We start from the raw sequence: 13,407 nt of genomic DNA, 5'->3' as shown, positions 1-13,407 counted from the left end.
GAGGAACTAACATGGAAATCATTCGTATTCGTCATCCATATCAACCTGAGGAAATCCCCAATGAGGACGTAGTCTTAGTTTTGGGCTTTTTTGATGGCATTCATAAAGGACATCAGGCTGTGATCCAAAAAGGCAAGCAAATTGCGGAAAGCCGCGGCTTGAAGCTAGCGGTCATGACCTTCAACCAACATCCTTCGATTGTTTTTAAAAAAATTCAACCAGATACTATGAAATATTTGACCAGTCTGGAACAAAAAGAGCAGTTGATGGCTGAACAGGGCGTCGATATTTTATATATTGTGGAATTCACGTCAGCCTTTGCGCACTTAGCGCCGCAAGATTTTGTTGATCAATATATCGTGGGGCTACATGCGAAGGTAGCTGTTTCTGGCTTTGACTATACCTATGGGCCTAAAGACATTGCCGATGTGGCTCATTTACCTGAATATGCACGGGAACGTTTCGATATCATCACTGTGTCTAAAAAGGAACTAGATGGGTACAAAATCAGCTCAACCCGTATTCGGGAATTGATGGAAGCTGGTGCGATGGATGAAGTGGCAGAGCTTCTGGGGTACATTTATGAAATTGATGGAACGGTTGTTCACGGCGATGCTCGTGGGCGCCTGCTGGGCTTTCCCACCGCTAATATCAAAGTTAAAAGTACGGTGCGCTTGCCTAAAGAAGGTGTCTACGCAGTTGAATTGCGGATTGGGGACACTTGGCATGTAGGAATGGGGTCGATTGGCCACAATGATACCTTTGGCGCCGGCCGTGATCTGACCGTCGAAGTCTATATCTTAGATTTTCACGAAGACATTTACGGGGAACAAGTATCGGTTCGTTGGAATCATTTCCTGCGAGACCAAGTTGCTTTTGACGGGGCGGAAGGCTTAATCAAACAACTGAAGCAGGATGAACAAGACACTGCTGACTACTTTAAAAAACTGCGGGACTAGCTTTTAAGCAGCTGTTTTGAAATGGCGAGGCAGTGGTAGAAGATTGTCGCTGTTGCTTTCTTGCTGAAACTGTAAGTAGTTAGAGGTACCTTTAGAATCGGGGCAAAATAATGTTTTCCATCATTTTATTATTGTTTTTAGTTATTATTTTTAGTCGAAAGACCTTTGCTTATGAAAAAGTTACACGGGTGAGATTCTGGCTTATTCCCCTCTACGGGGTGGTCATGACCATCTATTCTTTTGACAGCCGCGAAGGCCAGCTGGGACTACTGTTTGCGGTGTTATTAGCAGCGATTGTGATTGGCTATCTTGAGACGCTATCGGCCAAAACCAGTAAAGAATCAGTTGATGTTTACGGCAGACCGATGATAAAGGTGAAAAAAGGCCTAAGTTTTATTATCGGCTGGTTGCTGGTTTTTATACTAGGAGCAGTGATTGAGGTAATTGAAGGCAAAAGCTTTGATACGAATACCTTTATTTGGAAAGTCATTGATGATATTGAATATGATACGATGTTTTACAAAGTATTCGCTACTCATAACACGAGTAGGATTTGGCTCTTAGTTTCTGTTTCAAGTTTAGCTTATCTTTATTTCCTAAACAGAAGGGAACCTGCGCTTCGTCAGGCAATTGGACGTAAACCAAAGAAAAGCACCTAAAGCAGGGATTGAAATGACGAAGGATAGGTTAGCGGTTGGGACAGAAGGGTCAGTGTTACTTGTTTTTGCACGTTGAGAGGAAAATGAAATTGGAAAAGAATTCATATGAAAACAGAGTGTCAGCCTATGTCCACATCCCCTTTTGTGAACATATTTGTTACTACTGTGACTTTAATAAAGTTTTTTTAGAAGGACAGCCCGTTGATGCGTACATTGAAATGCTGCTGCGGGAGACGGAACTGACTTTTGCGGCTCATCCAACGAACGAATTGGAGACACTTTATATTGGCGGCGGTACGCCCACGTCTCTTTCTGCAAAACAGTTAGACCGCCTATTAAGCGGTCTAAGAGAACGATTGCCTTTTGATGATCGTAATGAATTTACTGTTGAAGCGAATCCTGGCGATTTGACGCCGGAAAAGTTAGCCGTGATGCAAAATTATGGCGTGAATCGTCTATCAATGGGAGTCCAAACCTTTGATGACGTGCTATTGAAAAAGATTGGCCGGAAACACAATGCTCAAGATGTGTATGATACGATGGCCTTCTTAGAAAAAGCAGCTTTTGAAAATGTCAGTATTGATTTGATTTACGCCTTACCTGGACAGACCTTAGCAAGTTTCAGGGATACTTTGCAACGGGCGATCGAATTAGACCTACCCCATTATTCCCTCTATTCTTTGATTTTGGAAAACAAAACCATGTTTATGAACTGGGTGCGTCAAGGACGCTTAGAATTACCTGATCAGGACGTGGAGGGCCAAATGTTTGAAGAAACGATTCAGGCGATGGCTGTGGGGGGCCGTTATCAATATGAAGTCAGCAATTTTGCATTACCGGGAAAAGAAAGTCAGCATAATCTAGTCTATTGGAACAATGAACATTATTATGGCTTAGGGGCTGGTGCCAGTGGCTATGTCAATGGCACACGCTACCGTAATCATGGTCCAATCCAACACTATTTAAAACCGCTAGAAGCGGGCCTGCTGCCGATTTTAGAAACAGAAAAACTGACACTGAATAATCAGATGGAAGAAGAGATGTTTCTGGGACTCCGCAAGCGAACTGGGGTTTCGAAACAGCGCTTCTTTGAAAAATTTCAGCGAGAACTGAACAGTGTTTATGAGCCAGCTCTGCGCCGTTTGGAGGCAGAAGGTTTATTAGTGGAAGATGCTACCTCTGTGCGTTTGACAGAAAAAGGTCTCTTTATTGGCAATGAAGTATTTGAAGCATTTTTGATTGATGCATAGGATTAGCACTCTATTAGATAGAGTGCTAATTTTTTGTGCTTTTCCCTTGACTTTGGGGCCAGATATGCTATATTTATACTTGTGTTAGCACTTAAAAGATGAGAGTGCTAACGAGGAGTGAGGATGCATGTTAACAGAAAGACAAGAGCATATCTTGCGTTTGATCATCCAAAACTATACGACCACGGGCAATCCGGTGGGTTCGAAAAAATTGATGGAGGAAGGGATCAGCGCGAGTTCTGCCACAATTCGTAATGATATGAAGGTGTTGGAAGAACAAGGTTTGATCCAAAAGACCCATTCATCATCGGGCCGCATCCCTTCGCTACATGGATATCGCTATTATGTCGATCACCTGTTGCGGCCAACTAAAGTGGACCCTTCTGAGATGAATGTGATTCGCCATTCTTTTGGCAAAGAATTTCATGAAATCAACGAGATCGTCCAACAATCAGCTGAGATTTTATCCCAGTTGACCAGCTACACGGCGTTTTCATTAGGACCTGACATCAGAGAAAGACGGTTGACCGGGTTTCGGATCGTTCCTTTAAACGACCGCCAAATCATTGCCATTATCGTAACCGATAAAGGGAATGTCGAGAGTCAAGTCTTTACGATTCCTATCAGCGTCAGTGCGGGTGATTTGGAAAAGATGGTGAACATCATCAATGATCGCCTAGTAGGTGAGCCTTTGATGACCGTCTATCACCGTTTGCGGACGGAGATTCCCATGATCTTACATCGCTATTTTCAAACACCAGAAGGCATGATGGATCTATTTGATTCAATCTTAGGGAACGCATTCGAGGAAAAAATCTTTGTTAGTGGTAAAATGAATCTATTGGATTATGAGCCACAACAAAATTTGCAACAATTCAAGTCAATGTATTCTTTTATGAAGGACATGGATGAATTGACACAACTACTGACACCTGGGGACGGCGCCATTCAAATCAGGATCGGAAACGAGATTGGGAACGAGCTGTTGAACAATATGAGCTTGATCCAAGCTAGTTACGAAATTGAAGGACATGGTCGAGGCACGATTGCTTTATTAGGCCCTACCAGTATGCCTTATTCAAGGATGTTTGGCTTAGTGGATGTTTTCCGCCGAGAACTAGCAGAAAAATTAGCAGAGTATTATCGTTCGTTGGATTTACCAAATCGGTAGCGACGGCGATTACATAGCGGCTCTCTTAACCGTTAATCAGAGTAGAGAAAGGAAGGCAAGGTTGTGAAAGAAGAAAATATGGAATCAGTTGATGAAAGCATCGCTGAAAAAAACCAAGAAGCAATGGAAGCAGTCGATAGTGCCGGCGAATCTGAAGTAGAAGCGGAAGCTTTTCAAATCGCTGACTTAAAAGCACAGGTAGAGGAAACGGAAGACAAGTTCTTGCGTGCTCGTGCTGAAATTGCGAATATGAGCAATCGCTTTAAGAACGAGCGGGAGTTATTAGTCCGTTACCGTTCACAAGATTTAGCTAAAAAGTTATTGCCAGCTATCGATAACTTAGAACGCGCGCTAGCAACTGAAGTCGCGGACGAACAAGGCGCTAGCCTGAAAAAAGGAATCGAAATGGTCTTGGAAAGTTTACAACATGCCTTGAAGGAAGAGGGAATCGAGCCAATCCAAGCGATTGGAGAAACATTTGATCCTAATGTCCACCAAGCAGTTCAAACAATTCCGGCAACCTCTGAGCAACCAGCTGACACCATTGTAGAAGAATTGCAAAAGGGTTATCAACTTCATGACCGGGTTTTACGCCCTTCAATGGTCATTGTCGCACAATAAAACAACGAGTATTCGTTTACCATAATAATTACACAAAGGAGAAGATCAAACATGAGTAAAATTATCGGGATCGACTTAGGAACAACTAATTCAGCAGTCGCAGTATTAGAAGGCGGCGAAGCAAAAATCATTACGAATCCAGAAGGAAACCGGACAACTCCTTCTGTTGTCTCATTCAAAAATGGTGAAATTCAAGTAGGGGAAGTTGCTAAACGTCAAGCCGTTACTAACCCTAATACGATTTCTTCTATTAAACGCCACATGGGCGAAGCCGGCTACAAAGTCGAAATGGAAGGCAAATCTTATACACCACAAGAAATTTCTGCCATGATCTTACAATACTTAAAAGGTTTTGCAGAAGACTATCTTGGTGAAAAAGTTGAAAAAGCGGTTATTACTGTTCCAGCTTACTTCAACGATGCGCAACGTCAAGCAACGAAAGATGCTGGTAAAATTGCTGGTTTAGAAGTAGAACGGATCGTCAACGAACCAACTGCTGCTGCTTTGGCATATGGCTTGGATAAAACAGATAAAGATGAAAAAATCTTAGTCTTTGACTTAGGTGGCGGTACCTTTGACGTATCAATCCTTGAGTTAGGCGATGGCGTCTTTGATGTATTGTCAACTGCCGGCGATAACCATTTAGGTGGGGATGACTTTGATAACAAAATCATTGACCACTTGGTTGCTGAATTTAAAAAAGAAAACGGCATTGACTTAGGCAAAGATAAAATGGCTTTACAACGCTTGAAAGATGCTGCTGAAAAAGCTAAAAAAGATTTGTCTGGTGTTACTAGCACTCAAATCAGCTTGCCATTTATCACAGCTGGCGAAGCTGGACCTTTGCACTTAGAATTAAACTTAACTCGTGCTAAATTCGATGAATTAACGGCCGATTTAGTTGAACGTACGAAAGTGCCAGTTCGTCAAGCCTTGAAAGATGCTGGTCTTTCTCAATCTGAAATTGACGAAGTAATCTTAGTAGGTGGTTCTACACGGATTCCAGCTGTTGTGGATGCCGTTCGTAAAGAAACCAACAAAGAACCAAATAAATCAGTTAACCCAGATGAAGTAGTCGCAATGGGTGCGGCTATTCAAGGTGGGGTCATCACAGGTGATGTCAAAGATGTTGTCTTACTTGATGTAACACCATTATCTCTAGGGATTGAAACAATGGGTGGGGTCTTCACTAAACTGATCGACCGCAACACAACTATCCCAACAAGTAAATCACAAGTCTTCTCGACTGCCGCAGACAATCAACCAGCCGTTGATATCCATGTCTTGCAAGGGGAACGCCCAATGGCAGCGGACAACAAAACGTTAGGTCGCTTCCAATTAACGGATATTCCACCAGCACCACGTGGTATCCCTCAAATCGAAGTTACTTTCGATATTGATAAAAACGGGATCGTTAACGTATCTGCTAAAGACTTAGGTACTCAAAAAGAACAAAAAATTACAATCAAATCTTCTTCAGGTTTAACAGATGATGAAATCGACCGTATGGTGAAAGATGCTGAAGCAAATGCGGAAGCTGACAAACAACGTAAAGAAGAAGTTGACTTACGTAATGATGTGGATGCATTGTTGTTCACAGTTGACAAAACTTTGAAAGAATTAGAAGGCAAAGTTGACGCTGATGAAGTGAAGAAAGCGGAAGACGCTCGCGACGAATTAAAAGCCGCTGTTGAAGCAAACAACTTGGAAGACATGAAGACCAAACGGGATGCATTGAATGAAATCGTGCAAAATCTAACGGTTAAATTGTACGAACAAGCAGCGCAACAACAAGCTGCTGAAAATCCTGAAGCTGCTCAAGGCGGCGCGGATGATGTGGTAGATGCTGATTTTGAAGAAGTAGACGACGACAATAAATAATCTCATGCACAAAGTCTGGAGGCTGAGAGCGACTCGCTGGAGTTGTTCTCGGCCTCTGTGTCCGATTAGCTAAAAGAAACTCACAGGAAACATTCAGCTTTTAGCGATTTTGTGGTATGATGAACACGATTGTTTGTAATCAAACTGATGGAGGGAAGCCCATGGCGAAAAGAGATTATTATGAAGTGTTAGGCTTGTCCAAAGGTGCTTCAGATGATGAAATCAAAAAAGCTTACCGTAAGCTTTCAAAACAATATCATCCAGATATCAATAAAGAACCGGATGCTGAAGAAAAATTCAAAGAAGTATCAGAAGCCTATGAAGTATTAAGTGATCCGCAAAAACGAGCTGCTTATGACCAATATGGTCACGCAGGTGCCAATGCCAATTATGGTGGCGGTGGTTACGGCGGCGGTGGCTTCAGTGACTTTGGCGGCTTTAGTGGCGGCGGCAGCTTTGGTGGTTTCGAAGATATCTTCGAATCTTTCTTTGGTGGCGGCGGTGGTCGTCAAGCAGATCCAACAGCTCCGCGTCAAGGGGCTGACTTGCAATATAAAGTGGATCTGACTTTTGAAGAAGCGATTTTTGGTGTAGAAAAAGAAGTTCGTTACAATCGGGAAGATGTCTGTGAAACCTGTGGCGGGAATGGTGCTAAACCAGGCACGCAACCGCAAACTTGTCATAAATGTCACGGCTCTGGTACGATCAATGTCGAACGCCAAACCCCACTGGGACGCGTTATGACACGACAAACTTGTGATGTATGTAATGGTACAGGGAAAGAAATTCCAGAACCATGTCCAACTTGTCACGGTAGTGGTCATCAAAAACGGGCCCACAAGGTCAAAGTCAACGTACCGGCTGGTGTGGAAACTGGCCAACAAATGCGTTTAGCCTCTCAAGGGGAAGCTGGCTTGAATGGCGGACCTTATGGTGATCTGTATGTTATTTTCCAAGTAGAAGAAAGCAATATCTTTGACCGTGATGGTGCTGAAATCTATTATGAACTGCCATTAAGCTTCGTTCAAGCGGCTTTAGGGGATGAGATTCAAGTCCCAACGGTTCACGGAAAGATCAAACTGAAGATTCCGGCTGGCACGCAAACTGGGACAACTTTCCGTCTGCGTGGCAAAGGGGCACCGCGGTTACGTGGTGGCGGCAATGGTGACCAACAAGTCACGGTTAAATTGATTACACCGAAAAACTTAAGTCCTGAGCAGAAAGAGGCCTTGCGTGATTTTGCCAAAGCGGGCGGTCAGGATATCAATGAGCCAGAAGAAGGTTTTTTCGATAAAATGAAAGATGCCTTTGGCGGCAGCAAAAAGAAAAAATAATTTTTTAAGCACAGCCCATTCTTATGAATAGTGGGTTGTGCTTTTTTGTTCATCTTATCCTAGCAGGAAGGGCTTTTCTTAGACAGGTATTTCTCTTTTTAGTAGCATAAAGAGGAGGTGAGATAAATGAATGAAATGATTCGAATTCAGCATGCCCGCGAAAATAATTTAAAAGATGTCAGTGTTACGATTCCAAAACATGCTTTGACGGTTGTGACTGGTTTGTCAGGTTCAGGAAAGTCCTCCCTGGTTTTTGACACGCTGGCGGCCGAATCCAGGCGTGAACTCAATGAAACGTTTCCTAGTTTTTTACAGCAGTATTTGCCTAAATATGGTCGTCCCGACGTAGAGGCCATTGAAAATCTGCCAGTAGGAATTATCGTAGACCAAAAGAAATTATCGGACAATGCTCGTTCAACCGTGGGGACCTATACAGATATCTATACGTATTTACGCTTGCTATTCTCTCGCTTTGGTCAACCCAACATTGGCTATTCCGATGTTTTTTCTTTCAATCATCCGGAAGGCAAATGCCCGACTTGCGACGGACTGGGCTATGTGACAACGATTGATGTCCATAAGCTAGTGGATTTCAATAAATCGTTGAACGAAGATGCCATTGATTTTCCGACTTTCCATACCGGTTTTTGGCGCTGGAAGCGGTATGCTGACAGTGGCCTATTTGATTTAGATAAGAAAATCAAGGATTACACACCAGAAGAATTGCAGCTGTTTCTCTATTCGCCGCAAATGAAGCTAAAAAATCCGCCCGCCGCTTGGCCGCATACGGCTCAATATGAAGGGTTGATTCCACGTATTCAGCGCAGCATTTTGCATCGAGACGAGGGCAAACGCCATCAAAAGCAGCTGGATAAGTTTGTGACGACTGAGACTTGTCCAGATTGTCAGGGCACGCGTGTCAACCCACGGGTGCGCAGCTGCAAAATCAATGGGAAAAGCATCGCCGATGTTGTCTTGTTACCACTAGATGAAGTAGGGCTATTTCTGCAAAATATCGAGGCAGAGAATGCCAAAGAAATTCGCCGTGCTGCCGGTGAACGTGTCCAGTCACTAATTGATATTGGGTTGGGCTATCTTGATTTGGCACGAGGAACAGGCAGTCTATCTGGTGGCGAGGCACAGCGTATCAAGATTTCAAAATACATTACCAGCGCCCTCACGGATGTGCTCTATCTCTTAGATGAACCCAGTGTTGGTCTGCATCCTAAGGATATTGATCAATTAAAACAAGCAATTCGTCGGCTAAAGGATACTGGCAATACGGTGATTTTAGTGGAGCATCATCCTGAGCTGATCAAGATTGCCGACTATGTTATTGATATGGGCCCAGGTGCTGGCTTGTCAGGTGGCGAGGTTTTATTTCACGGTTCCTATCAAGATTTTTTGAAAAGTGATTCGGTTACCAGTCGTTGGCTGCAAAAACGCCTGCCCATGAAAAAAGCGTTTCGTCAAGCAACAGACTGGTTACCTTTGACCCACTTACACCGACATAACCTAAAAGATATTTCTCTTCAATTACCTTTAGGTGTTCTGACGGTTTTATGTGGAGTGGCTGGTTCGGGGAAGAGTTTGCTGATGGCCGAGATTCAACATGAATTATCAGATAAAGTCGAAGTTGTCGCAATTTCTCAGAAAAATATCGGCATCAATATTCGGTCAACGGCACTGACTTATTTAGGGGTTTTTGATCAGATTCGTAAATTATTCAGTCAGGCAACGGGGCTGAGTCCGGCTTATTTCAGCTATAATTCAAAAGGAGCCTGTCCCCATTGTCATGGAAAAGGAGTAATTGTAGCAGATATGTCCTTTATGGATGATATTGTCACTGTTTGTGAAGTCTGTCATGGGACCCGCTATGATCCGAAAATGCGCGACTATCAATTAAATGGCCGCTCAATCATCGACGTATTGGCGATGTCTGTGACAGAAGCGCAAGAGTTCTTTGATCAAGCACAAATCACGCGTGCTTTGGAGCAAGTGACGTTAGTGGGCTTAGGCTATATCGTCTTGAACCAATCGTTATCAACCCTTTCAGGCGGGGAGTTACAACGCTTGAAACTGGCCAGTCAATTACAAAAACAAGGAGCCGTCTATTTATTAGATGAGCCAACGGACGGGCTGCATTTATCAGATGTACAGGTACTTTTGCGGTTATTTGAACAACTTGTGGCGCAAGGGAATACGTTGGTTTTATCTGAACATCATTTAGAAGTCATGAAGCAAGCTGACTGGCTGATTGAATTAGGTCCAGCTGGTGGTGAAAAGGGCGGGCAGCTCCTATTTACCGGTACGCCCGCTGATTTACTTGCCAGTGATGATCAGATTACTGCTCCTTACTTACGGGAATAATCGGCTATAAAAAAACGGAGTCCATAATGGGCTCCGTTTTTTAGTACGATCAGATATTCAGTACTTTATCTAAGAAATCTTGGGTACGCGGGTTTTGCGGATTATTGAAGACTTGTTCGGGACTACCGTCTTCCAAGAAGTTACCCCCGTCACAGAATAAAACGCGGTTAGCTACTTCTTTCGCAAAGCCCATTTCATGGGTTACGATGACCATGGTCATTCCTTGTTTGGCTAGTTTCTTCATGACGTTCAATACATCACCGACCATTTCAGGATCAAGGGCGGATGTTGGTTCGTCAAACAACATAATATCGGGGTTCATCGCCAACGCGCGGGCAATTGCTACCCGTTGCTTTTGACCACCGGACAATGAGTCAGGATACATATCCTTTTTATCTGCCAAGCCAACTGTATCAAGCAATTTGATTGCCTTCTTTTCAGCTTCGCCTTTGTTTGTTTTCTTTAAATCCATAGGGGCTAAGGTGATGTTCTCCAAAACCGTCAAATGGGGAAATAAATTGAAATGTTGGAAGACCATCCCAATATGTTGCCGAACTTGGTTAATATCGGTACTTTTGTCCATCAAGTGGGCCCCATCAATAATGATGTCGCCACTAGTTGGTTCTTCTAAGCGATTCAAGCAACGTAAAAAGGTGCTTTTACCAGAGCCAGATGGCCCGATAACACAGACTACATCGCCTTCTTGAATACTGATGTTCATATCGTTAAGAACAGTATTGTCTCCATATTTTTTTACTAAATGTTCCACTAAGATTTTTTCAGCCATGCTTTACACCTTCTTTTCCAATAGTTTGGCTAGCTTCGTCAAAGCAGTAATCAGAATCAAATACATCACCGCAATAATCAAATAAACAGAGGAACTTTGCAATGTCCGAGCCACGATGATTTTTCCAGTTTGTAGGAGCTCGATAACACCGATCGCCGAGATAATAGTGGTGTCCTTCAAAGAGATAACAAATTGGTTTACGAAGGACGGTACCATGATCCGCACGGCCTGTGGCAAGATGATTTTTTGCATCGTACGGGTATACGAAAGGCCTAACGAACGGGAAGCCTCCATTTGACCGACGGGTACCGCGTTAATCCCGCCCCGCACGATTTCTGCGATATAAGCACTGGCGTTTAGAGTCAGTGTAATGATACCGGCCGTGAAGTCTGGAATGGTAAAGCCTAAAATGCCAGGTAGTCCATAGAAAATGAAGAAGGCCAGTACCATTAGCGGGATTCCACGAATAATATCAACATAAACACCGGCGATGGTGCGTAAGGCCCGATTAGGCGCAACACTAAAGAGTCCAAAAATGACGCCTACGATCAAAGCTAAGACAAAGGAAATCAAGGTCAACAAGATCGTTGTCCAAAGACCCTTTAGTAAGGTAGGATAGTTATTTTTTAGAATCCCCATAAAGGTAGATTCATCGGCTTTTTCTTCGTTGTTTTCAGCAATGTAACGACCGACAATTTTGTCATATTCACCGGTCCGACGTAATTCCTTCAGCCCTTCATTGAACATCTCAACTAATTCAGCGTTTTGGCCTTTTTTGACAGCGAAACCATATTGGCCGCCGGTTTCACGCTTGATTGGTGTTGCCAAATCTTGCCCGTTTTTAATGGCATAGCCAATCACAGGATAGTCATCCATCATGGCATCGATTTGACCAATTCGTAAGGAATCATACAAGTCATTGGCGGCATCATAGTATTTGATTTTATAGCCATACTCGTCTTCATGAGCAGCTAAGAAGTCGGCTGATTCCGTACCAACTTTCGCCCCCACTACTTTACCTTGTAAATCTTGATAACTTTTGATTTTTTTATTGTCTTTTTTGACTGCTAATTGAATCCCGCTGTCAAAGTAAGAATCGGAGAAGTCAAAAGATTTTTTACGTTCATCGGTAATTGTCATCCCAGCAATCATGGCATCTGCTTGCCCAGATTCTACCGCTTGAACTGCCGAAGCAAAGCCAACAAAATTAAACTTCAACTCAAAGCCCTGTAATTCCGCAATTCGTTTTAGCAAGTCTACATCAATACCAACATATTCACCTTTGTCATTTTGATACTCAAAAGGGGCAAAGGTCAAATCGCTAGCAATCGTGTATACCGTTTTTTTCGGTGTGATTTTTTTCATCTCACTGGCAGTATCCGTTTGACCACTGTCAATATATTTTGCCAAGATTTCATCATAAGTACCATCAGCTTTTAGCTTGGCTAAGCCTTTATCAAATTTTGCTAATAATTCTTGATTTTGGCCTTTTTTAACAGCAAAACCATAAGCACTGCCGACTTCTTTTTCACCAACTAGTTTCAGAGGTTGGCCTTGGCTGATAGCATAACCTAAAACGGGATAGTCACCGAAGATTGCAGCTACACTACCGTTTTCCAGTACTTGATACATAGTGTCAGCAGCGTCATAAGTTTTAACATCAAAGCCATATTTTTCTTGGTTCTTCTCAGCAAACGCCGCTGATTCAGTCCCAACCTTTACAGCCACGGTTTGGCCTTTTAAGTCATCATAGCTTTTGATGGAGGTATTGTCTTTTTGAACCGCCATCGAAATGCCACTATCAAAATAAGGGGCAGAAAAATCAAATGACTGCTGACGTTCCTCTGTGATACTCATCCCGGCAATCATACCATCTAGCTGGTCGGATTGAACGCCTTGGATGGCACTGTCGAAGCCTAAAGGCCGTAATTCAAACTTGAAGTCCTGATCCTTGGCAATAGCTGTCAGTAAATCGATATCGATGCCAACGTATTCTTTTTGATCATTTTGAAATTCGAAAGGGGGAAAGGTAAGATCGGTGCCGATCTGATAAACTTTCTCTTCCGCATTAGCCGGCTGGCCCCCAGCAAGCCCAAGGATCCCCGTAATCAGGATCAAGAGTGAGAAAAAGTATTTTTTCATAAAAATCCTCCTTAAATTAAATCATATGCTGAACATTATAGCCTAAGAATTCTAACAACGACAAGTCAATTGCGGCAAAATACGCAAAAAAAGTTGATTTTCTTACGTTTGATGTTAGAAGTTGTTACATGAAGCTCGCGCAGCAAGTAAAAACGGTCGTTTCAAAAAGTGGCGAAAATATGTTCGGTATGGTAAAATAGAACAGCTATAAAGAGCGAATGCTTTCCTATTTA

The 13,407-nt window shown here is 43.0% G+C and carries 10 protein-coding genes; 8 read left to right on the top strand and 2 right to left on the bottom strand.

The features are described from left to right. Positions 1-11 precede the first annotated feature (11 nt). From ribF to ECA01S_RS05175, 8 genes are all read left to right on the top strand, one after another. Positions 12-959, top strand: a complete 948-nt coding sequence (gene ribF / locus ECA01S_RS05210) for a riboflavin biosynthesis protein RibF (protein WP_067392169.1) — start codon at positions 12-14, stop codon at positions 957-959. 110 nt (positions 960-1,069) lie between these two features. Beyond that, a complete protein-coding gene (locus tag ECA01S_RS05205) occupies positions 1,070-1,618 on the top strand; it encodes a hypothetical protein (RefSeq protein ID WP_067392167.1) in 549 nt (182 codons plus the stop codon). A gap of 83 nt (positions 1,619-1,701) precedes the next feature. After that, positions 1,702-2,868: a radical SAM family heme chaperone HemW gene (gene hemW / locus ECA01S_RS05200; RefSeq protein ID WP_067392164.1), complete on the top strand. Its 1,167-nt coding sequence runs from the start codon at positions 1,702-1,704 to the stop codon at positions 2,866-2,868. Positions 2,869-2,995: 127 nt separating this feature from the next. Further along, a complete protein-coding gene (gene hrcA, locus ECA01S_RS05195) occupies positions 2,996-4,039 on the top strand; it encodes a heat-inducible transcriptional repressor HrcA (protein ID WP_067392162.1) in 1,044 nt (347 codons plus the stop codon). 63 nt (positions 4,040-4,102) lie between these two features. Beyond that, positions 4,103-4,660, top strand: a complete 558-nt coding sequence (gene grpE, locus ECA01S_RS05190) for a nucleotide exchange factor GrpE (protein WP_082703253.1) — start codon at positions 4,103-4,105, stop codon at positions 4,658-4,660. A gap of 51 nt (positions 4,661-4,711) precedes the next feature. Beyond that, positions 4,712-6,541 carry a molecular chaperone DnaK gene (gene dnaK, locus ECA01S_RS05185; RefSeq protein ID WP_067392159.1) on the top strand — a complete coding sequence of 610 codons (1,830 nt, stop codon included), beginning with the start codon at positions 4,712-4,714 and terminating at the stop codon, positions 6,539-6,541. 161 nt (positions 6,542-6,702) lie between these two features. Further along, positions 6,703-7,875 carry a molecular chaperone DnaJ gene (gene dnaJ, locus ECA01S_RS05180; protein WP_067392156.1) on the top strand — a complete coding sequence of 391 codons (1,173 nt, stop codon included), beginning with the start codon at positions 6,703-6,705 and terminating at the stop codon, positions 7,873-7,875. Positions 7,876-8,001: 126 nt separating this feature from the next. Then, positions 8,002-10,245, top strand: coding sequence for an ATP-binding cassette domain-containing protein (locus tag ECA01S_RS05175; protein WP_067392153.1), 2,244 nt, complete (start codon positions 8,002-8,004; stop codon positions 10,243-10,245). Between the two features lie 49 nt (positions 10,246-10,294). On the opposite strand, the gene ECA01S_RS05170 is transcribed toward ECA01S_RS05175, so the two are convergent. After that, on the bottom strand, positions 10,295-11,032 hold the full coding sequence (locus ECA01S_RS05170) for an amino acid ABC transporter ATP-binding protein (protein WP_067392150.1): 738 nt from the start codon (positions 11,030-11,032) through the stop codon (positions 10,295-10,297). 3 nt (positions 11,033-11,035) lie between these two features. Further along, entirely contained in the window at positions 11,036-13,174 is a 2,139-nt protein-coding gene (locus ECA01S_RS05165; RefSeq protein ID WP_067392144.1) for an amino acid ABC transporter substrate-binding protein/permease, read from the bottom strand. Positions 13,175-13,407: the final 233 nt, after the last annotated feature.

Origin of the sequence: Enterococcus canis NBRC 100695, assembly GCF_001544375.1 — a bacterium.
In the GTDB taxonomy this organism is placed as follows: domain Bacteria; phylum Bacillota; class Bacilli; order Lactobacillales; family Enterococcaceae; genus Enterococcus_H; species Enterococcus_H canis.
Note: the sequence above shows the minus strand (reverse complement) of the source record. Positions and strands in the feature narration are given on the sequence as shown.